The organism is Mycolicibacterium baixiangningiae (genome assembly GCF_016313185.1).
Classification (GTDB): domain Bacteria; phylum Actinomycetota; class Actinomycetes; order Mycobacteriales; family Mycobacteriaceae; genus Mycobacterium; species Mycobacterium baixiangningiae.
Genome location: NZ_CP066218.1, coordinates 4421680 through 4441667 on the forward strand (window position 1 = coordinate 4421680; position 19988 = coordinate 4441667).

Consider the following 19988-nt stretch of genomic DNA (forward strand, 5'->3'; position numbering starts at 1 on the left):
ACCGGCCCTCGCCGCGAGCAGACACAGAATCGCGTGATCGTCGGTGAAATAGGGCGATTCTGTGTCTGCTCGCGAGGGGTCGGTTACTTACGATGTGACGGTGATCATCGTGTCCGGGGCATGCGTCGGACGCGACCGCGAGCTCGGCGAACTCACGAGGCGCTGCGCCGCGACCGCGGACACCGGCGCCGACGTCGTCGGGCTGCTCGGGCCCCCGGGGATCGGCAAGTCGGCGCTGCTGAATCGCCTGGCGGCCGAACACGGCCACGCCCACATCGCGCGCGCACTGCCCTGGGAGGCCCACACGCCCGGGGCGGTACTCGGCCAGCTGTTGCAGGAGGACGCACCCACCGACCCGGCAGCCCGCTTCCGGGACCGGATCGCCGCGGCGGCCCACCTTCCCGCGATGGTGATCGTCGACGACGCCGAGCACTCCGACGACCTCTCGCTGCAGGCGTTGGAGAGCACGGTCCGCCACGATCGGGCGCAGCCGCTGTTCGTGGTGCTCGCCATGACGAGTCCGGATCCGGCGGTGATGCGGCTCGTCTCGACCGAGGTCCGGTTGACGGGGCTCGACACAGCCGGGATCGCGGAGTTGGCGGCGATGCGGGGGCGGGTCCTGCACCCGACGATGGTGGAGGCCCTCACCCGGCACACCGATGGGAACCCGCGCGACGCGCTCGCCCTGCTCGACGAGGTGTCGCCCGCGGTGTGGTCACGCCACGATGCGCAGTTGCCGGCACCGGCGCACGCCGTGTCGGCGGTGCGGGAACGCCTCGAACAGTGTGGTCCGTACGGGCGTGCGCTGGTGGAGGCGTTGGCCGTTCTGGGCGACGGCGTCTCGCTCGGCGAAGCGGCACAGCTCGCAGGTCTCGATGATCCACTGAGCGCCATCGACGAGGCTGTCGGTGCTCAATTGATCTCGGCAACAGCGGGATTCGAGGTGGCACTCCGTTCGCGGCTCACCCGGTCCGCCGTACTGGACCTGATGGGTGTGCACGCCGCCGGTGTGGCGCACCGGCGGGCGGCCGACATCGTCGCGGATCCGGTGCGCAGGCTCCGGCATCTGGTGGCGGCCACGCCGACCCCGGATGCCGCACTGGCGGCCGACGTCGACGCGATGGCACGCGAACGCAGCGCAGAAGGCGCATGGGCGGAGGCGGCGACGCTGTTCCGCGAGGCCAGCCGACTCACCCCCGACCCACTGCTGCGCGACGACCGGCTCACCCGTTCGGTCGACGCGCTCGTCGCGGCGGGTGATACCGCGGGCGCCGCGGCGCTGGTGCCCGCCGTCGAGAGCCTGCGCGAGACACCGCTGCGCGACGCCGCACTGGCCTACCTGGCGATCGTGCGCGGCCGGGCGGCCGAGGCGGACGTCCGGTTGCGCCGGGCGTGGGGCATCGTCAACGCCGACCGCGATCCCGAGGTCGCCGCGCTGATCGCCGGCCGGTATGTCCTGCACTCGCTGATGCGGTGCCGCGGTGCAGAACTCGTCGAGTGGGCGGACCGCGCCATCGCGCTGTCCGGTGACGACTCCCCCGCCGGCGTCGAGGCCGCCGCCATCCGCGGGCTCGGCCTGTCCGCGGTCGGTCATTCGGCCCGCGCCGCGGCCGCCTACGACGAGCTGAGCTCCCGTATCCGGTACGGCGCGCAGGCGCAGCGGATCGCGATGGGGCGCGGCTGGCTGCAGTTGGCGAGCGACGATCTCGACGGCGCCCGCAGCAGCCTGGAGGGTGCCGTGTCGACGACCGAGCTGGGCGGTTCGGCCCGGATCGCGCTGTGGGCGTTGGGCTGGCTGGCCCGGGTGCAGTTCCTCACCGGCGACTGGGACCAGGCGCTGCTGACCGTCGACCGTGGGCGCTTGACGGCCGCCTCCAGTGGCATCGTCCTGGCGACTCCGCTGCTGGAGTGGACCGCCACGCAGATCCACTCCCTGCGGGGCGATTTCGCCGACGCGCAGACCGCGGTGCGCGCCGCGGACGCGGTCACCCAGGGCTACGAGATGATGCACCTGGCCACGCATCTCGGCCGGGCCCAGGTTGCCGAAGCCGAGGCCGATTACGCCGCGGTGCGGCGGGCGCTCGAACCCCTGACCCGCATGTCCGGACACATCACCGTCGAATCCGCCCTGTGGCCGTGGGCCGATGTGCTGGCCAACGCGATGGTACTCGACGGTCACCCCGAGGCCGCCGATGCGTTCCTGCGGCCGTACGAACAGCGGGCCGCCCGGCGTGGCCACCGTTCGACCCGGGCGCGGTTGGGCTACGCACGGGGCCGGACACTGGGCGCCGCCGGGGACATCACCGCCGCCAGGCACGCCTTCGACGAGGCACTCGCACTGCTCGACGGTCTGCCGCTGCGCTACGACCTGGCCCGGGTCAACTTCGCCTACGGGCAGACGCTGCGCCGGGCGGGTAAGCGCCGCGACGCCGACGCGGTCATCAGCACCGCGCGCGATCTGTTCCTGTCGCTCGGCGCCCAGACCTACGTCGCCCGGTGTGAACGCGAACTGAAGGCCGGCGGGGTGCACGTCGTGCGCGGCCCGCGCGGCCACGCGGAGCTCACACCGCAGGAGGACGCAGTCACTTCGCTTGTCGCTCAGGGTCTTTCGAACCGTGAGGTGGCCGCCGAACTGTACGTCTCACCGAAGACGGTGCAGTACCACCTGACGCGGATCTACGCCAAGCTCGGCGTGCGCACCCGCTCGGAACTCGCCGCACTGGCCGCGTCGCGCCCCTGAGCACGCCCGTCGGTGACCGGCGCCGCGGTCGCGGCCACCACGTCGGCGAATTCCACCCCCGGCGCCAGCTCGGCGACCTCGAATCCCGAACCCGTCACGTCGAGCACCGCCAGATTCGTGATCACCCGGCTGACGACGTTGCGTCCGGTGAGTGGCAGATCGCAGGCCGTGACCAGCCGGGCGGCACCGGCCTTGGTCACGTGCTCCATCACGACGACGACCCGGGCCGCTCCGTTGACCAGGTCCATCGCACCGCCGATGCCCTTGACCATCGCGCCGGGGACCATCCAGTTGGCCAGGTCACCGGCCATCGACACCTGCATGCCGCCCAGGACGGCGACGTCGACGTGGCCGCCGCGGATCATCGCGAAGCTCGTCGCCGAGTCGAAGTAGGACGCCCCGGCCAGCACCGAGACGGTCTGCTTGCCGGCGTTGATGAGATCCGGGTCGACGGCGTCGTCGTAGGGGAACGGGCCGACGCCGAGGATGCCGTTCTCGGCGTGCAGGGTGACGTCCGAGTCGGCGGGCAGGTGATCGGGAATCAGTGTGGGCAAACCGATTCCGAGATTGACATAGTCGCCGTCGCGCAGTTCGCCAGCGGCGCGGGCCGCCATCTGGTCACGGGTCCAGCTCATCGTGCCGCCTCCTGGGGTCGTGGCCGGGTGGTGCGCTTCTCGATGTCCTTGCACAGCGCCTGGACCGGGGTCAGCGCCACGATGCGCTGGACGAAGATGCCGGGAAGGTGGATCTCGTCGGGTGACAGTTCACCGACGTCGACCACCTGCTCGGCCTCGACGAGGGTGACCCGGCCCGCCATCGCCGCGTTCGGGTTGAAGTTGCGCGCTGCGGCGTGGAACCGGCAGTTGCCCGCGCGATCGACGACGGCGGCGCGGATGAGCGCGTAGTCGGTGACGATCGCTTCCTCGAGCACCATCTCGCGGCCGCCGAAGGTGCGGACCTCCTTGGGCGCGGAGGCCAGCGCGATGCTCCCGTCCGGGTGGTAACGCCACGGCAGGCCGCCGTCGGCGACCAGCGTGCCCACTCCGGTCGGGGTGAAGAACGCGCCGATTCCGCTGCCGCCCGCGCGCAGCCGTTCGGCCAGCGTGCCCTGCGGGGTGAGTTCCACGGTCAGTTCGCCGGCGAGGTACTGCCTGCCGAACTCCTTGTTCTCCCCCACATACGAGGCGATGACGCGGCTGATGCGGCCGGCTTCGAGCAACAGGCCGAGCCCGGCGCCGTCGACCCCGCAGTTGTTGGAGACGACGGTCAGGTCACCGGCGCCCTGGTCGAGCAGCGCTTCGATCAGGAACCACGGGATGCCGGCGAGCCCGAAGCCGCCGACGGCCAGGCTCGCGCCCGCGGGGATGTCGGCGACGGCGTCTCGGGCCGAGCTGACCACTTTGTCCAGGGTCACGACTGCTCCAGGTGTTCGATGAGGGCGGCTGTCACGACGGCGGGTTGCTGTGCGTTGGCGAGGTGGGCGGCATCGGGGACGACCAGGAGGCGGCCGTCTTTGACGCCGTCGGCGATCTCGCGGAGTTTCGCGACGGGGGTCGCGGGGTCGTGGCTTCCCGCGATGGCCAGCGTCGGGGCGGTGATCGAAGACAGGTCGTCCCGCAGATCGAGTGCGCCGATCGCTTCGCAGCAGCCGGCGTAGCCCTCGGCCGGGGTCGCGGCGACCATCGCCTCGCAGCCCGCCCGCACGGCGGGGTGGGCGGCCCGGTACGGCGCGGTGAACCACCGCTCCACCACTGCGCCCGCGATGGCGCCGGTGCCGCGGGTACGCGCCGTGTCGGCCCGCTCGGCCCAATTGGAGGCGGGCGGCAACGCGGTGGCGGTGCACAACAGTGCGAGCCGGTCCACGCGGTCGGGGTTGCGCGCGGCCAGCCGCATGGCGGTCATCCCACCCAGCGAGAGGCCGACGAGGTGAGCGTGTTCGATGTCCAGGCGGTCCATCAGCGCGATGACGTCGTCGGCCAGCTCGTCGATCCGGTATGGGCCCTGCGGTGTCGGCGAGACGCCGTGTCCGCGGGTGTCATACCGCACCACCCGGAACCGCTCTTCGAACGCGGGAAGTTGCCGGTCCCACATCCGGCGGGTGGAGCCCATCGAGTTGCTGAGCACCACGACGGGTCCGTCGGCTCGACCGCTGACGAGTGCGTGCACATCAACCGGGGTCATGGCTTCGACTGTAGTGACGTGGTCTTATATTGAGAAATACTTGTTTTCACCTGATTGAGACCGTAGGAGTATGAGCGTGGAACTGCGGCATCTCCGGTACTTCCGGGCAGTCGCCGAGGAACTGCACTTCGGCCGGGCCGCCGAGCGGCTGCACATCGCCCAGCCGCCGCTGTCCCAGCAGATCCGTGCGCTCGAGCATGAGCTCGGGGTGCCGCTGTTGACGCGCTCGACCCGCCGCGTCGAATTGACCGCGGCGGGGGCGGCGTACCTCGACCGGGCGGTGGCGATCCTCGACGCCGTGGACGACGCCGCCGACCTCGCGCAGCGGGTGGCCGGCGGCTCCGCGGGCCGGTTGGTGATCGGGTGCGTCGGCTCGGCCACCTACTCCCTGCTGCCCGCACTCGTGCGGGCTCTGCGCGAGGCGCTGCCCGGGGTTGACGTCGACGTGCGCGGGGAGATGTTGGCACCTGCCCAGATCACCGCGTTGCTCGCCGGCGAGATCGACCTGGCGCTGTTGCGCCCACCGGTGGAACATCCGGCGCTGCAGGTCGAGACGATCCGCAGCGACCGGCTGCTGGTCGCGCTCCCCGAAGACCACCCGCTGGCCGCGGCGACGGGTGTGAGCATCGCCGACCTTCGCGGCGAGGACTTCGTCGTCCACGCCGGCCACGGGCACTCCGTGATGAACAACGTCGTGACCACACTGTGCGCCGGGGCGGGGTTCGTCCCGCGGATCCGCCACGAGGTCGAGGAGACCTCGACGCTGGTCACGCTCGTCGCCGCCGGGCTGGGTGTCGCGGTGGTGCCGGAACCCACCGCGGCGCTGGGGGTCACCGGGGTGCGCTACCGCCCGCTGTCCGGCGACCGTCCCGCCGCGGTGGATCTGCTGGCCGCGCATGCCACCGGGGCGCATTCGGCGCTGGTCGAGCGGGTGCTGGACGTTCTTCGCCGGGTGGCCCGAACGCAGCAGCGGCCCGACATAGGGTGAGCCACATGGCAGACAAGCCCCTCTCCGGGAAGACCTTGTTCATCTCCGGCGCCAGCCGCGGCATCGGATTGGCCATCGCCAAACGCGTCGCCGCCGACGGTGCCAACATCGCACTCGTCGCCAAGACCGCCGAACCGCATCCGAAGCTGCCCGGCACGGTGTACACCGCCGCCAAGGAGATCGAAGAGGCCGGCGGCCGGGCGCTGCCCATCGTCGGCGACATCCGCGACGGCGACTCGGTGACCTCCGCCGTCGCCAGAGCCGTCGAGCAGTTCGGCGGCATCGACATGTGCGTCAACAACGCGTCGGCGATCAACCTGGGCTCCGTCGAGGAGGTGCCGCTCAAACGCTTCGACCTGATGAACGGCATCCAGGTGCGTGGCACCTACGCCGTCACCCAGGCCTGTATCCCCCACATGAAGGGCCGGGACAACCCGCACATCCTCACGCTGTCACCGCCGATCCGGCTGGAGTCGCAGTGGCTCACCCCGACGGCGTACATGATGGCGAAATTCGGGATGACGTTGTGCGCGCTGGGTGTCGCCGAGGAGATGCGCGAGGCCGGGATCGCCTCGAACACGTTGTGGCCGCGCACGATGGTGGCCACCGCGGCCGTGCAGAATCTGCTCGGCGGCGACGAGGCGATGGCCCGGGCCCGCAAACCCGAGGTGTACGCGGACGCGGCGTACGCGGTGCTCACCAGACCGGCGCGTGAGTACACCGGGCAGTCGCTGCTCTGTGAGGACGTCCTGCTGGATTCCGGTGTCACCGATCTGTCGGTCTACGACTGCATCCCCGGCTCGGACCTGGGTGTCGACCTGTGGGTGGACACCCCGAATCCACCGGGATACACCGGGCCCTGACATCGCACATTGCGCCCACGGTCGTGGATTTCGGCTGCCGCACAGCCGTGAGCGCAATCTTCGGCGGGGCGCCTCAGTCCGCCTCGTAGAGGATCCCGCGCCCGATCGCCTCCCGCACCACCGGCAGCGCCGCGGTGGCCAACGCGCCGGCGTCGACGCCGTGGTGAGCGGCCAGCAGGTCGATCAGCGTGCCGAGCGGCACCTCTCCGCGGCATCCAGCCAGCAGCGCGCGGGACACCTCGTCGACACCGAGGACGGCGCCGGGGCCACCCGGACGGCGTACCGCCGCGCCGACGACCTGCCACCCGTCGGGTCCGGGCAGCGACTGCTCCTCGAGGAACACCGGTGCGGTGGACAACCGTGCCGCGAGCAGAGCCTCGTCGGTGGTGTGGTGCAGGTATTCGCGGCGAGCGAAGAACGCGTCGACCTCCCGGCCGGTGACGGCCTCGTCGGCGGCGGTGATCTCTTCGAGGACGTGGTCGGGCGGCCGCGTCTCGCCGGCCTGCGGGGCGCGCAACGCGATCATGCCCATGCCGATCGCGGCGATGTCCTCCGCGGCGAACCAGTCCAGCCACTCCCCGCCGCGCCGCGCGGCCTGCTCGGGCGGTTCGCCGGCGTCGGAGGTCCAGAGCGAGACGTAGCTGACCGGATCGGCGAGTTCGCGCTGCACCACCCAGGCGTGCAGGCCCGTGCCCGCCAGCCACCCGCTCACGCGGTCCCGCCAGTCCTGCCCCTCGCGCACGATCCAGTTGGCCATGACGTGGGCGGTGCCGCCCGGTTCCAGGTGCTCGCCCACCTGTCCGATCAGATTGCGGCACAACGCGTCTCCGACCATCCCGGAGTCGCGGTAGAGGTATTCGCGGGCGCCCGCGCCCACCACGAACGGCGGATTGGACACGATCAGGTCGAACCGCTCACCGGCGACGGGCTCGAACAGGCTGCCGCACCGCAGATCCCACGACATGCCGTTGAGGCGCGCGGTCGCCGCGGCCAGCGCCAAGGCCCGCCCGTTGGTGTCGGTGGCGACGATGTCGGCGCAGTGGGCGTCGAGGTGCAACGCCTGGATCCCGCAACCGGTGCCGAGGTCGAGCGCGCGGGCGACGGGTTCGCGCACCACCGCCCGGGCCAGCGACACCGACGCCCCTCCGATACCGAGGACGTGGTCGTGCGGCACGGCCCCGGCGCACAGTGCGGAGTCCAGATCGGAGACGACGAGGAAATCCCGTTCGCCGTCGCCGTGGGGGCGGATGTCGAGGGCCGCGCGGAACGTGCCCTGCGCCGTCGTCGAGAGGACACCATTGGTGACCAGCGCACCGACATCGGCGGTCGGGAAGGCCGTTTCCACTCGCGCCCGAGGTTCGTCGGCTCCGAGGAGGAACAACCGCACCAGCACGGCCAGGGCCTCCCGGTCGCGCGCGGCCCGGTCGGTGGCGCGCAGCGCCGGCCACCACACCCCCCGCGCGAATGCCGCGTCCGCGTCGGCACCGAGCAGACCCGACACCCCGTCGGTCGTGTATCCCGCGGTCCGCAGGTCAGCGCCGAGCGAATCGACAGCGGCGACTGACTGCAGCGGACCGGGCGATTCCGGCGGTTCGGTCAAAGCAGCGTGGCCTGTTCGGGTTGCGGTTCGGCCGGCGCGATCAGCTCGGGACCGTTGTTGCGAACGCTGTTGACCAGCCGCGACACTTCGCGCACGTCGATGCGGTCGAGGTCGCCGTGGCCGCGCAACAGCCCTTCGTCCATCGGCGCATCCGGGTCGAGCCAGCGGTCCCAGTCCGCAGCGCTGATGGTCAGCGGCATGCGGTCGTGGATCTCTGCGAGCGGGCCGGCCGCGTCGGTGGTGATGATTGTGCAGCTCACCAGCGGCGGCGCTTCCCTGGGAGCGTCCTTGGGTCGCCATGTGGTCCACAGCCCAGCCATGAAGAGCGGTTCACCGTCGGCGCCGTACATGAAGAACGGCGTCTTCGCGCCCTTCGCGCCCTTCCATTCGTACCAGCCGTCCATCGGCACCAGACAGCGCTTGCTCTTGGCGGAGCTGCGGAACGCCGGGGAGGTGGTCACCTTCTCCGCTCGGGCGTTGATGAGCAGCGGGCTCTTGCTGTCGGGCGTGCCGTCTTCGCCGCTCTTGACCCACGGCGGGATCAACCCCCACCGCATGGACCGGAGCCGGCGTGTCGCCTCGTCGTCGGGATCACTGTGCCGCGTGACCACGGTGCTGACGGTCGTGGTCGGCGCGACGTTGTAGTTGGGGCCGGGGTCGGTGGTGGTCTCGTCGATTGCCTTGATCTTCTCGGCCAGTAGGGCCGGGTCGGTGGTCACTGCGAAACGTCCACACATACCTCCGATAGTGGCACGCGGAACCGACAAGGCAGGATGGACGCCGTGAGCAATTGGCCGGCCCCCTCGACGCCGACCCCCGTGCACGCCACGGTGACGATCCCGGGTTCGAAGTCCCAGACCAACCGCGCGCTGGTGCTGGCGGCGCTGGCGACGCCGCAGGGCACGTCCACGATCAGCGGTGCACTACGCAGTCGCGACACCGATCTGATGATCAGTGCCTTGCAGACCCTCGGCTTCGACATCGAGTGCGTCGACACGACCGAAGGCGAGCTCAGGGTCAGCGGTGGACTATCGCCCGCGGCCGGCGCCCGCGTCGACTGCGGGCTGGCAGGGACCGTGCTGCGCTTCCTCCCGCCCGTGGCGGCGCTGAGCACCGAGACCGTCGAGTTCGACGGCGACGCGCAGGCCCGCGCCCGCCCGATCTCACCGCTGCTCGCCGGTCTGCGCGCCCTCGGTGTGCACATCGACGGCGAGGGCCTGCCCTTCCGCGTGCGTGGTGAGGGCTCCGTCGCCGGTGGCACCGTCGAGATCGACGCGTCGTCGTCGTCACAGTTCGTCTCCGGGCTGATGCTGTCCGGTGCCGCGTTCGGCGACGGGCTGACGATCGTGCACACCGGAGAGCCGGTTCCGTCGGCACCGCATGTGGCGATGACGGTCAGCATGCTGCGCGACGCCGGTGTGGAGGTCGACGACAGCCGGGCGAACCGATGGACGGTGCAGCCGGGTCCGATCGCCGCCCGGCGCTGGACCATCGAACCCGACCTGTCCAGCGCGGTGCCGTTCCTGGCCGCCGCCGTGGTCAGCGGCGGTGCGGTCCGGGTCACCGGCTGGCCGCCGGCGAGCACCCAGCCTGCCGACGCGATCCTGGCGATCCTCGAGAAGCTCGGCGCGGCGGTACGCCAGACGGAGTCCTACCTCGAGGTCCAGGGCACCGGGCTTTACGACGGATTCGACGCCGACCTGCACGACGTCGGTGAGCTCACCCCGGCGGTGGCCGCACTCGCGGCGGTCGCCACACCGGGGGCGGTGTCCCGACTGCACGGGGTGGCACACCTGCGCGGTCACGAGACAGACCGGCTCGCCGCGCTGCGTGCCGAGATCAACGGCCTGGGCGGGCAGTGCGAGGAGACCGACGACGGGCTGGTGATCACCGCGGCGCCGCTGCATGGCGGTGTCTGGCACTCCTACGCCGACCACCGGATGGCGATGGCCGGGGCCATCGTCGGCTTGCGCACACCCGGCGTCGAGATCGAGGACATCGGCACCACAGCCAAGACGTTGCCCGCGTTCCCGCAGCTGTGGTCCGACATGCTCGCCGGGCAGACGTCCATGGACCCCGAGGCAGGCGCTTGAGCCCTCGCGAGTACGACGAGTCCGACGTCCGGGTCCGCCCGGGTCGGGGCTCCCGTCCGCGAACCAAGACCCGCCCCGACCATGCCGACGCGCGTAGCGCCATGGTGGTCACCGTCGACCGGGGCCGCTGGGGGTGTGCGCTCGACGGCGACCCCGACCTCGTGGTGACCGCGATGCGGGCCCGCGAATTGGGCCGCACCCCGATCGTCGTCGGCGACGAGGTGGAGGTGGTCGGCGACCTGACCGGACACGCGGACACGCTGGCCCGCATCGTGCGCCGCGGCGAACGCCGAAGTGTGTTGCGCCGCACCGCAGATGACACCGATCCGACCGAACGGGTGGTGGTCGCCAACGCCGATCAACTGCTCATCGTCGTCGCGCTCGCCGATCCCCCGCCACGGACCGGGTTCGTCGAACGCGCCCTGATCGCGGCCTACGCCGGTGGCCTGACGCCGATCCTGTGCCTGACCAAGAGCGATCTCGCGCCCGCCGAACCGTTCGCCGCCCAGTTCACCGACCTCGACCTGACCGTCCTCACCGCGGGCCGCGACGATGCGCTCGACGTCGTCGTCCCGCTGCTGAACGGCCAGGTGACCGTGCTGCTCGGCCATTCCGGCGTCGGCAAGTCGACGCTGGTCAATCGCCTTGTGCCACAAGCGCATCGGGCGATCGGCGTGGTGAGCGGAGTCGGCAAGGGCCGGCACACGTCGACGCAGTCGGTCGCGTTGCCGCTCGCCGGGGAGGGTTGGGTGGTCGACACGCCCGGTATCCGCTCGTTCGGGTTGGCACACATCGCACCCGATGACGTCCTGCTGGCGTTCTCCGATCTGGCCGAGGCGATCGCCGACTGTCCCCGCGGGTGCGGGCACATGGGCCCACCTGCCGACCCGGAGTGTGCGCTCGACGGCCTCACCGGCGCCGCGGCGGGACGGGTGTCCGCGGCCCGCCACCTACTGGGCGCACTGCACGACGCATGACCGGCGACTATCTCGAACAGACCCGGGCCGGCTACGACGCGACGGCCGCGGAGTACGCCGAGCGTTTTCACCACTGGCTCGACCGCAAGCCGGTCGAACTCGCCGTGCTGCAGGCGTTCGCCGGGCTGGTCGGTACCGGCGGACACGTCGCCGACGTCGGCTGCGGTACCGGGGCGACCACCGCCATCCTCGCGGGGCACGGGTGCCGGGTGACCGGAATCGACCTGTCCCCCAACATGATCGGCGAGGCGCGGCGACTCAACCTGGACCTGGACTTCCGGATCGGCTCGATGACCGCGCTCGACTTCGCGGACGAATCGGTCGACGGCGTATGCGCCTGGTATTCGGTGATCCACATCCCCGACGAGGACCTCGACGCCGTCGTCGCCGAGTTCGCCCGCGTGTTGCGGCCCGGCGGTCACGTGTTGCTCGCCTTTCAGGTGGGTGAGCGCCCGCTCGTCCTCGACGAGGCGTTCGGCCGAAAGGTGTCGCTGGTCTACCACCGGCGGCCCTTGCGACAGCTGGGGAGGATCGCCGAACGCCACGGCTTCACGTCCTACGTCGAGACGGTGCGGGGACCTGACGACGACGGGCTGGAATCCACGCCGCACGCATTTCTGATCGTGCGCAAACCCACAGCGTGCTGACAGGGTGGTGACGGCGGCCGCAGGGTGTGTGCGGGGAGGCTTGAGCGGGCACACACCGAAGAGACGAGGCAACCACGTCAGAAGGAGGCTCACCTTGAGCAACGTTCCCATAGTCACCCTGAACGACGGCGCGAAGATCCCGCAGCTGGGCTTCGGCGTCTATCAGATCAAGCCCGACGAGACGGCGGCTGCCGTGAAGACGGCGCTGGACATCGGTTACCGCCACATCGACACCGCCGAGATGTACCAGAACGAGCGCGGGGTCGGCGAGGGCATCCGCGACTCGGGCATCGAGCGGTCCGAGGTCTTCGTCACCAGCAAGCTCAACAACGGATTCCACCGGCCCGACGACGCGCGTCGCGCCTTCGACAAGACGTTGAGCGAGTTGGGTTTCGACGGTGCTGACGGGTATGTCGACCTGTTCCTCATCCACTGGCCGCTGCCCACGCTCTACGACGGCGACTTCGTGTCGACGTGGCAGACGCTCGAGGAATTCAAGAAGGACGGCCGGGCACGCAGCATCGGTGTGTCGAACTTCCAGGTCGACCATCTCGAACGCCTCGCGCGGGAGACCGAGACGGTGCCGGCGGTCAACCAGATCGAGGTGCATCCGTACTTCACCAACGAGTCGGTGCGCGCCTATGGCAGCGAGCACGGTATCGCCACCGAGGCGTGGTCACCGATCGCGCAGGGTCAGGTGCTCGACGACCCGGCGGTCACCCGTATCGCCGAGGCCGCCGGCAAGACCCCGGCGCAGGTGGTGCTGCGCTGGCACATCCAGCGCGGCGACATCGTGTTCCCGAAATCGGTGACGCCGCAACGGATCAAGGAGAACTTCGCACTGTTCGACTTCGAGCTGAGCGACGCGGACGTCGATGCGCTGTCCGGCCTCGACAAGGGGGAGCAGGGCCGCACCGGTCCCGACCCAGACACCTTCGACTACATCCCCGACTAGTCCCTCAACGCCGAAACTGCGGGGAGATCATCGATTTCGAAGAAATCGCGATCTCCCCGCAGTTTCGAGGTGATGAATTGTCAGGCAGCCAGCGCCCGGCGAGACCGCTCACGCTTGTCGCGGCGGCGGCCCCGCACCGCGGCGATGGACGACTTGAGTCCGCGCCGCTGACCGGGCTCGAGGTCGGCGAACATGAGTTCACTTCGCGTCTCGGGCGCATTGTCGGCGGTGTCGCGCAGCCACTTGTCCGGAAGCGACAGCTTGGCGATGGTCCGCCAGCTCTTGCCGTACTGCACCAGGAACGGACCCGTGGTGTACGGCAGGTCGTACTTGTCGCAGATCTGCTGAACGCGGGTCGAGATCTCATGCAACCGATTGCTGGGCAGATCCGGGTACAGGTGATGCTCGATCTGATGGCAGAGGTTGCCGCTCATGAAGCGCAACAGCCATCCGCCGGTGAAGTTGGCGCTGCCCAGCATCTGGCGCAGGTACCACTGACCCTTCGACTCGCCGATCATGTCGGTCTTGGTGAACTTCTCGGCGCCGTCGGGGAAGTGGCCGCAGAAGATCACCGCGTTGGCCCACACGTTGCGGATGACGTTGGCCACCGCGTTGGCCGTCAGTGTCGACCGGTAGGTCGCACCCGGCGACAGCGCGGTCACTGCCGGCCATGCGACGTAGTCCTTGGCCAGCTGGGCGCCCGCCTTCTTGGCGAATTCCATCGCCCGGGTCTTGCTCTCGTCCCGGTCGTCGCGACCCTTGACGATCTTGCCGAGCTCGACGTGCTGCAGCCCCACACCCCACTCGAACCCGAGGGCCAGGATGGTGTTGTACAGCAGGTTGCCGAGGTTGAACGGCTTCCACTTCGCGTCGCGGGTGACGCGGATGAGCCCGTAGCCCACATCGTCGTCCATGCCGAGGATGTTGGTGTACTTGTGATGCATGAAGTTGTGGGTGAACCGCCAGTGCTTGGAGGCCCCGCCCATGTCCCACTCCCATGACGACGAGTGGATCTCGGGATCGTTCATCCAATCCCACTGACCGTGCATGACGTTGTGGCCGATTTCCATGTTCTCGACGATCTTGGCCACGCCGAGCGTCGCGGTACCGGCCCACCAGGCCGAACGGCGGGAGCTGGCGGCCAGCAGCAGCCGGCCGGTCACTTCGAGTGCTCGCTGCGCTGCGATGGTGCGGTGGATGTAGCGCGCGTCGCGCTCGCCGAGGGAGTCTTCGATGTCTTGCCGGATCGTGTCGAGTTCGACACCCAGGCTCTCGATATCGGCGTCGGTGAGATGTGCGAATTCTGGAACGTCTGTGACTGCCATCTTGGCGCCTCCTTCCTCTACCTACGGTAGCGTAACCTACGATGTCGTAGGTTACCAGTGGGTAACCACTAAACGTCGAGTACGCAATCGCCGGAAGCCGCCGACACGCAGGTCTGAATTCGGCCGCCCGGCTCGTGCTCGACGCCGGTACGCAGGTCGCGGACGTGCCCCTGGACCAGGCCGACGACACAGGACTGACAGATGCCCATGCGGCAGCCGAACGGCATCTGGATGCCGACCTTCTCCCCCGCATCCATCAACGACGTGGCCGCATCGGCCTCGATGGTCTTGCCGCTGCGCGCGAACTCCACGGTGCCGCCCTCGCCGTGCGGGGCCGCCTTCGTGACCGCGAACCGCTCCAGGTGCAGCTGGTCGGCGATCCCGGCCTGCTCCCACACCTTCTCGGCGTCGTTGAGCATGCCCTCGGGGCCGCACGCCCACGTCTGCCGGTCCCGCCAGTCCGGCACGACCTCGTCGAGCCGGGACAGGTCGAGACGACCCTGGTCGCGGGTGGTCCGCAGCTGCAGTCGGTACCCGTCGTGGCTGCCCTCCAGGGCCGCCAGCTCGGCGCCGAACATCACGTCGGATTCGGTGGGCGCCGAATGGAGATGGACGACGTCGGTGATCTGATCGCGGCGGACCAGCGTGCGCAGCATCGACATCACCGGGGTGATACCGGAACCACCGGTCAGGAACAGCACCGAAGCCGGTGCCGGATCGGGCATCACGAAGTTGCCCTGTGGGGCGGCCAACCGCACGATCGTGCCGGGCTCCACCCCGCCGACCAGGTGCGTCGACAGGAACCCCTCGGGCATGGCCTTGACCGTGATGGTGATGATGCGACGGCCGCTGCGCGGACTCGAGGTCAGCGAATAGCTCCGCCACCGCCACCGGCCGTCGACCAGCAGTCCGATCCCGATGTACTGGCCGGGCTGGTAGTCGGATGTGAAACCCCACCCCGGTTTGATCACCAGCGTCGCGGAGTCCTCGGTCTCCCGCCGGACGTCGACGATGCGGCCCCGCAACTCCCGGGCCGACCACAACGGGTTGGCGAGCTGCAGGTAGTCGTCGGGCAGCAACGGCGTGGTGATCTTCGCCGCGACGGTGCGAAGCGCGTTGAGCGCGGGATGCTTCGCGGCGACGCGCGGGCGCACGGTGTCGGCAACCTTGGCAGAGACTTTGATCTGACTCTTGGCCATGAACCTACGGTACCGTAACCTACGGTTCCGTACCCAATCTCAGAGCAGGTCGAGTAAGAACGGCAGCTCCTGCGGGGCGTACCACGCCAGATCGTGGTCCTGAGCATCGCCGACAGTGAGCTCCGCGTCCTCGTCACCGAAGTCCGCGACGTCGACGGCGTTGACCGCGAGCCGGACCGCGGTCTCCGCATCCGCGTTGTCGACGTAGGCGGCGATCACCTGGGAGTACGCGACGGGCTCCGTCAGCCGCACCACTGCATCGTCCAGATCGGGCCGCGCCGCCGCCCCGTCGACGTCGGCGACGAGCACCGCCCGCCGCGGCGGCAGGTTCGCCGCACCCTCACCGCCGGCCAGCAGCCGCAGCGACGCACGAGCGGCGTCGCGCAGCGCCACCTCGGCCAGTTCGTCGTCGTCACCTTCGGCGTAGGACTCGCGCAGCGTCGGCGTGACCGCGAAGGCGGTGCCGTTCACCGCGTGCAACGACTGGTCGGCGACGAGCTGGGCGAGCATGGCGAGGGTCGCCGGGATGTAGACACGCATCCCGCGAGACTAGCTAGTTGGCGGTGGGATCCTTCTCCACCGAGATGATGAAGTCGTCACCGTGTTCCGTGACGCCGTGGATCACCGCACTGTCCACCGCCTCCGCGGCGTACTGCTTCCGCACCACCAGGGGGTCGTTGCGCAGATCCTTGACCAGCGCGACCGCCAGCCCGATCATCACCAGCACGAAGGGCAGCGCGGCGATGATCGTGATGGTCTGCAGACCGGTCAACGCGTCCGCACCGCCGACCAGCAGCATGACCGCCGCCACCGCACCCGTCGTCACCCCCCAGAAGATGACCACGCCCCGGGTGGGTTTGATCGTGCCTCGCTCCGACAGCGAGCCCATGACGATCGACGCGGCGTCGGCACCGGAGACGAAGAAGATCGCCACCAGCACCATCACCAGGATGCTGGCGACGGTCGCGATCGGATACTGCTCGAGCAGGGTGAACAGCTGCGCTTCGTTGCTGCCCTCGCCGGCCAGGTCGACACCACCCTCCTGGGTGTTGATCGCCGCCCCGCCCAGGATGCAGAACCACACCAGCGACACCAGGCTCGGCACGAGGAGCACCCCGGTGACGAATTGACGGATGGTGCGCCCACGGGAGATGCGGGCGATGAACATGCCGACGAACGGGGTCCAGGAGATCCACCAGGCCCAGTAGAAGACCGTCCACGACTGCAGCCAGGTGTCGACGTCGGGACCCTCGGCGCCGGTGCGGGCCGACATCATCGCGAGGTCGGCGAGGTAACTGCCGAGCGAGGTCGGCAACAGGTTGAGGATGAACACCGTCGGGCCCACCACGAAGATGAACAACGCCAGCAGCAGGGCCAGCACCATGTTGATGTTCGACAGCCACTGGATGCCCCGCGCCACGCCGGATACCGCCGACAGCACGAACGCCACGGTGAGGCCGGTGATGATGACGATGAGGACCGTGTTGCCGGTTTCCCCGATGCCGGCGACGATCTGCAGTCCGCTGCGGATCTGCAACGCCCCCAACCCGAGTGAGGCCGCGGAACCGAACAGCGTGGCAAAGATCGCCAGCATGTCGATGACCTTGCCCAACGGCCCGTTGGCGCGGGACCCGAGCAGCGGTTCGAACGCCGCGCTGATCAACTGCAGCCGACCCTTGCGATACACGCCATAGGCGATCGCGAGGCCGACGACCGCGTAGATCGCCCACGGGTGCAACGTCCAGTGGAACAGCGTGGTGGCCATGGCGGACTGGACGGCATCGGAATTACCCGCGGGCCCGGTGCCCGGCGGCGGCGTGGCGAAGTGCGTCAACGGCTCTGCCACGCCGAAGAACATCAGGCCGATGCCCATACCGGCACTGAACATCATCGCGACCCAGGAGACGCTGCGGAATTCGGGCTCTTCGTCGTCGCGTCCGAGCGGGATGTTGCCGTAGCGGCCGAGCGCCAGCCACAGCACGAAGACCACGAACCCCGAGGCGGTCAGCACGAACAGCCATCCGGTGTTGTCCATCACCCAACTGAGGGCGTTACCCGAGGCGTCGGCCAGCGACTCGGTGCTGACGAAACCCCAGACGAGGAACGCCAGGGCGATGACGGCGGTGACGCCGAAGACCACCCAGTCGAGACCGCGGGAGCCGGTGTAGGCCTCTTGTTCGACCGGAACGTCGAGGATCGGATGGGGGATGGCCTCGTCTGTGGGCGACTTCAGCGCCGAATTGACGCTGTGCCGGCGCGGCTTGTCGTGGTCCTTCTCTTTGCTGACGCTCATGGTGTGACCATGAGAACCTCCCGCGGCGGTCCCGTCAATTCCACGGCGGACACGAAGAGGTCACCGGGCGGCTTCCAAGAGTTCTTCGAGCGACTCGGCGAGCAGGCCGGGCAGCACGTCGACGTCGCTCATCGCGTCGCGGTCGGCGTTGATGCCGAAGTACAGCTGACCGTTGTACGACGTGACGCCGATCGCCAGCACCTGGTTGTGCAGCAGCGGCGGCACCGCGTAGGTCTCCAGCAGTTTCGTGCCCGCGACGAACATCTGCTTCTGCGCACCGGGCACGTTGGTGATGAGCAGGTTGAACTGCCGGGCGGAGAATGTGGTGGCGACGCGAATCCCCATGGCGTGCAACGTCGGTGGCGCGAACCCGGACAGGGTCACGATGGTGCGGGCGTCGACGAGACTGGCCGCGGTCGGATGCGATTCGGTGGTGTGGGCGATCTGCGACAACCGCACCACCGCATTGCTCTCCCCCACCGGCAGGTCGACCAGGAACGGCGACACCTGGCTGATCGCCTGCCCGGGCCCTGACGAGTCGATGTCGGCGTCGGGGTAGATCGACATCGGCGCCATCGCCCGCACGGCCGCCGTCGGGGTGACTGGTTCACCACGGGAGAGCAGCCAGTTGCGCAGCGCGCCGGCCACGACGGCCAGGACCACGTCGTTGATGTCGCAGTCGTAGCGTGCCCGCACGGTGCGGTAGTCGTCGAGGCGGTGCCCGGCCACCGTGAACCGCCGGTTACGCGACACGGTGGTGTTCAGCGGGCTGCTCGGCGCCGTCCCCCGGGCGACGGTGCGGACCATGTCGGCGACGTGGCGCCCCGCCGCGACGAGTTGTTCGGCGTTGGTCAGATCGGTCACCACCGAACGGACCGAGGCGAGTTGTTCGGCGGGCCGGGTGACCCATTCGCCGACGGCGCCGAGCAGCAGCGCCCGGTCGCTGGGCTCACGCGCGGGGATCCAGATGTCCTCGCCGAACTGGGGCGGCTTCTGGGTGCGGTCGGCGATGACATGGCCGATCTCCAGCGCGGTCATACCGTTGACCAGCGCCTGATGGCTCTTCGTGTAGATCGCGACGCGGTTCTTCGCCAGCCCCTCGACCAGGTACATCTCCCACAGCGGCCGCGACTTGTCGAGTGGCCGCGAACCGAGCCGGGCCACGAGGTCGTGGAGTTGGGCGTCGCTGCCCGGGGACGGGAGCGCCGAGCGACGGATGTGATAGGTGATGTCGAAGTCGCGGTCATCGATCCAGACAGGCCGCGCGAGGCCTTTCGTCACCTCGCGGACCTTCTGCCGGTACCGCGGGATCTGCGGCAGGCGTTGTTCGACGGTGTGCAGCAGTGTCTCGTAGCTCAATCCACTGCGGGGTTTTCGCAGGATCGACAGCGTGCCGACGTACATCGGGGTCGAGGTGTCCTCCAGGCGGAAGAACTCCGCGTCCGACGCCGAGAGTCGGTTCACCATCCGACGCCACCCCTTTTCGTCGACAGCGATTTCCCCGTCACGGTAGCGGCCTCATCTGTGCACCCGCATTACGGGTGCTCCGGACCTGCCGGGAACCGTGCGACGATGAGCGGGTCTTCTCCTCCCCAGCAGACGGTCGTTCTGTCGTGCCGAGCCTGGAGAGTGCCGTGACCACCTCACCGTCCACCCCCGCCGAGCGTCCGTCGTTCACCTCGCCGGTCGTCGACTACGAACCCGCACCGACGGGCCTCCCTGCCACCGCCTGTCCGCCGCCCTCACCGGCCGCTCTGCACCGGCGCACGCCGCGGATGCTGCGCCCGGCCCCATGCCCCGACGCCGAACCGGCGGCGCCCCGCGCAGCGGCGGTGTTCGCCGATGTGGCGCTGCGCCGGCTCCTCGAGGTCCTCGACCGACGGCGGCCCCTGGTGCACCTCAAACCCCTGCTGGCGCCGCCACTGCTCGACGCGGTCGGCACGCTGTGCCGGGTGCGGTACGGCAACCCCGCGAAGCTGCGTCGCGTCCGGCTGCGCAGCGCCGGGCCGTCAGCGGCGGAGGTGTCCGCAACCTACACCCGCGGCGACCGCGTCCGCGCGATCGCCGCCCGTGTCGAACTCACCGGCGACGGCCGCTGGCAGGTGGTAGCCCTGCAGATCGGCTGAG

General features: G+C 69.6%; 18 protein-coding genes. 8 read left to right on the forward strand and 10 right to left on the reverse strand.

From position 1 onward, the window contains the following. Positions 1-94: 94 nt before the first annotated feature. Positions 95-2740, forward strand: coding sequence for a helix-turn-helix transcriptional regulator (locus tag I7X18_RS20900; RefSeq protein ID WP_193043905.1), 2646 nt, complete (start codon positions 95-97; stop codon positions 2738-2740). Here the strand turns inward: I7X18_RS20900 and I7X18_RS20905 are convergent. From I7X18_RS20905 to pcaD, 3 genes are read right to left on the reverse strand one after another with little or no spacing between them, the layout of a single operon-like run. Continuing rightward, positions 2677-3375 carry a 3-oxoacid CoA-transferase subunit B gene (locus I7X18_RS20905; RefSeq protein WP_193043906.1) on the reverse strand — a complete coding sequence of 233 codons (699 nt, stop codon included), beginning with the start codon at positions 3373-3375 and terminating at the stop codon, positions 2677-2679. The two genes, I7X18_RS20900 and I7X18_RS20905, sit on opposite strands and share 64 nt — an antisense overlap. Then, positions 3372-4154, reverse strand: a complete 783-nt coding sequence (locus tag I7X18_RS20910; protein ID WP_193043907.1) for a CoA transferase subunit A — start codon at positions 4152-4154, stop codon at positions 3372-3374. The genes I7X18_RS20905 and I7X18_RS20910 overlap by 4 nt, the downstream gene beginning before the upstream one ends. Beyond that, positions 4151-4921 carry a 3-oxoadipate enol-lactonase gene (gene pcaD / locus I7X18_RS20915; RefSeq protein WP_193043908.1) on the reverse strand — a complete coding sequence of 257 codons (771 nt, stop codon included), beginning with the start codon at positions 4919-4921 and terminating at the stop codon, positions 4151-4153. Before pcaD ends, I7X18_RS20910 begins: the two co-directional genes overlap by 4 nt. Positions 4922-4997: 76 nt before the next feature. Here pcaD and I7X18_RS20920 point away from each other — a divergent pair, with 76 nt between their 5' ends. Together I7X18_RS20920 and I7X18_RS20925 are read left to right on the forward strand one after the other, a co-directional pair. Beyond that, positions 4998-5909: a LysR substrate-binding domain-containing protein gene (locus I7X18_RS20920; RefSeq protein ID WP_193044038.1), complete on the forward strand. Its 912-nt coding sequence runs from the start codon at positions 4998-5000 to the stop codon at positions 5907-5909. A 5-nt stretch (positions 5910-5914) separates the two neighbouring features. Continuing rightward, entirely contained in the window at positions 5915-6772 is an 858-nt protein-coding gene (locus I7X18_RS20925) for an SDR family oxidoreductase (protein WP_193043909.1), read from the forward strand. 73 nt (positions 6773-6845) lie between these two features. Here the strand turns inward: I7X18_RS20925 and I7X18_RS20930 are convergent, their stop codons facing one another. Continuing rightward, positions 6846-8372, reverse strand: coding sequence for a DUF7782 domain-containing protein (locus tag I7X18_RS20930; protein ID WP_193043910.1), 1527 nt, complete (start codon positions 8370-8372; stop codon positions 6846-6848). Then, positions 8369-9109, reverse strand: a complete 741-nt coding sequence (locus tag I7X18_RS20935) for an SOS response-associated peptidase (protein WP_193043911.1) — start codon at positions 9107-9109, stop codon at positions 8369-8371. Before I7X18_RS20935 ends, I7X18_RS20930 begins: the two co-directional genes overlap by 4 nt. 36 nt (positions 9110-9145) lie before the next feature. Here I7X18_RS20935 and aroA point away from each other — a divergent pair, with 36 nt between their 5' ends. The 4 genes from aroA to I7X18_RS20955 all read left to right on the forward strand — a co-directional run bounded on the left by aroA (position 9146) and on the right by I7X18_RS20955 (position 13044). After that, positions 9146-10465, forward strand: coding sequence for a 3-phosphoshikimate 1-carboxyvinyltransferase (gene aroA / locus I7X18_RS20940; protein WP_193043912.1), 1320 nt, complete (start codon positions 9146-9148; stop codon positions 10463-10465). Continuing rightward, on the forward strand, positions 10462-11442 hold the full coding sequence (gene rsgA, locus I7X18_RS20945; RefSeq protein WP_193043913.1) for a ribosome small subunit-dependent GTPase A: 981 nt from the start codon (positions 10462-10464) through the stop codon (positions 11440-11442). Before aroA ends, rsgA begins: the two co-directional genes overlap by 4 nt. Then, positions 11439-12089 carry a class I SAM-dependent methyltransferase gene (locus I7X18_RS20950; RefSeq protein WP_193043914.1) on the forward strand — a complete coding sequence of 217 codons (651 nt, stop codon included), beginning with the start codon at positions 11439-11441 and terminating at the stop codon, positions 12087-12089. Before rsgA ends, I7X18_RS20950 begins: the two co-directional genes overlap by 4 nt. A 94-nt stretch (positions 12090-12183) precedes the next feature. After that, positions 12184-13044 (forward strand): aldo/keto reductase, encoded by an 861-nt coding sequence (locus I7X18_RS20955; protein ID WP_193043915.1) that lies wholly within the window; start codon positions 12184-12186, stop codon positions 13042-13044. Positions 13045-13124: 80 nt separating this feature from the next. Here the strand turns inward: I7X18_RS20955 and I7X18_RS20960 are convergent, their stop codons facing one another. The 5 genes from I7X18_RS20960 to I7X18_RS20980 form a co-directional block, all read right to left on the reverse strand. Beyond that, a complete protein-coding gene (locus tag I7X18_RS20960) occupies positions 13125-14369 on the reverse strand; it encodes a fatty acid desaturase family protein (protein ID WP_193043916.1) in 1245 nt (414 codons plus the stop codon). A 68-nt stretch (positions 14370-14437) separates the two neighbouring features. Continuing rightward, positions 14438-15568 carry a ferredoxin reductase gene (locus I7X18_RS20965; protein ID WP_193043917.1) on the reverse strand — a complete coding sequence of 377 codons (1131 nt, stop codon included), beginning with the start codon at positions 15566-15568 and terminating at the stop codon, positions 14438-14440. A 39-nt stretch (positions 15569-15607) separates the two neighbouring features. Further along, positions 15608-16108, reverse strand: a complete 501-nt coding sequence (locus tag I7X18_RS20970; protein ID WP_193043918.1) for a DUF6912 family protein — start codon at positions 16106-16108, stop codon at positions 15608-15610. A gap of 13 nt (positions 16109-16121) precedes the next feature. Next, on the reverse strand, positions 16122-17861 hold the full coding sequence (locus I7X18_RS20975; protein WP_193043919.1) for a BCCT family transporter: 1740 nt from the start codon (positions 17859-17861) through the stop codon (positions 16122-16124). Positions 17862-17921: 60 nt separating this feature from the next. Continuing rightward, positions 17922-19328 carry a WS/DGAT/MGAT family O-acyltransferase gene (locus I7X18_RS20980; RefSeq protein WP_193043920.1) on the reverse strand — a complete coding sequence of 469 codons (1407 nt, stop codon included), beginning with the start codon at positions 19326-19328 and terminating at the stop codon, positions 17922-17924. 167 nt (positions 19329-19495) lie between these two features. Here I7X18_RS20980 and I7X18_RS20985 point away from each other — a divergent pair, with 167 nt between their 5' ends. Next, entirely contained in the window at positions 19496-19987 is a 492-nt protein-coding gene (locus I7X18_RS20985; protein ID WP_193043921.1) for an Rv3235 family protein, read from the forward strand. Position 19988 lies beyond the last annotated feature (1 nt).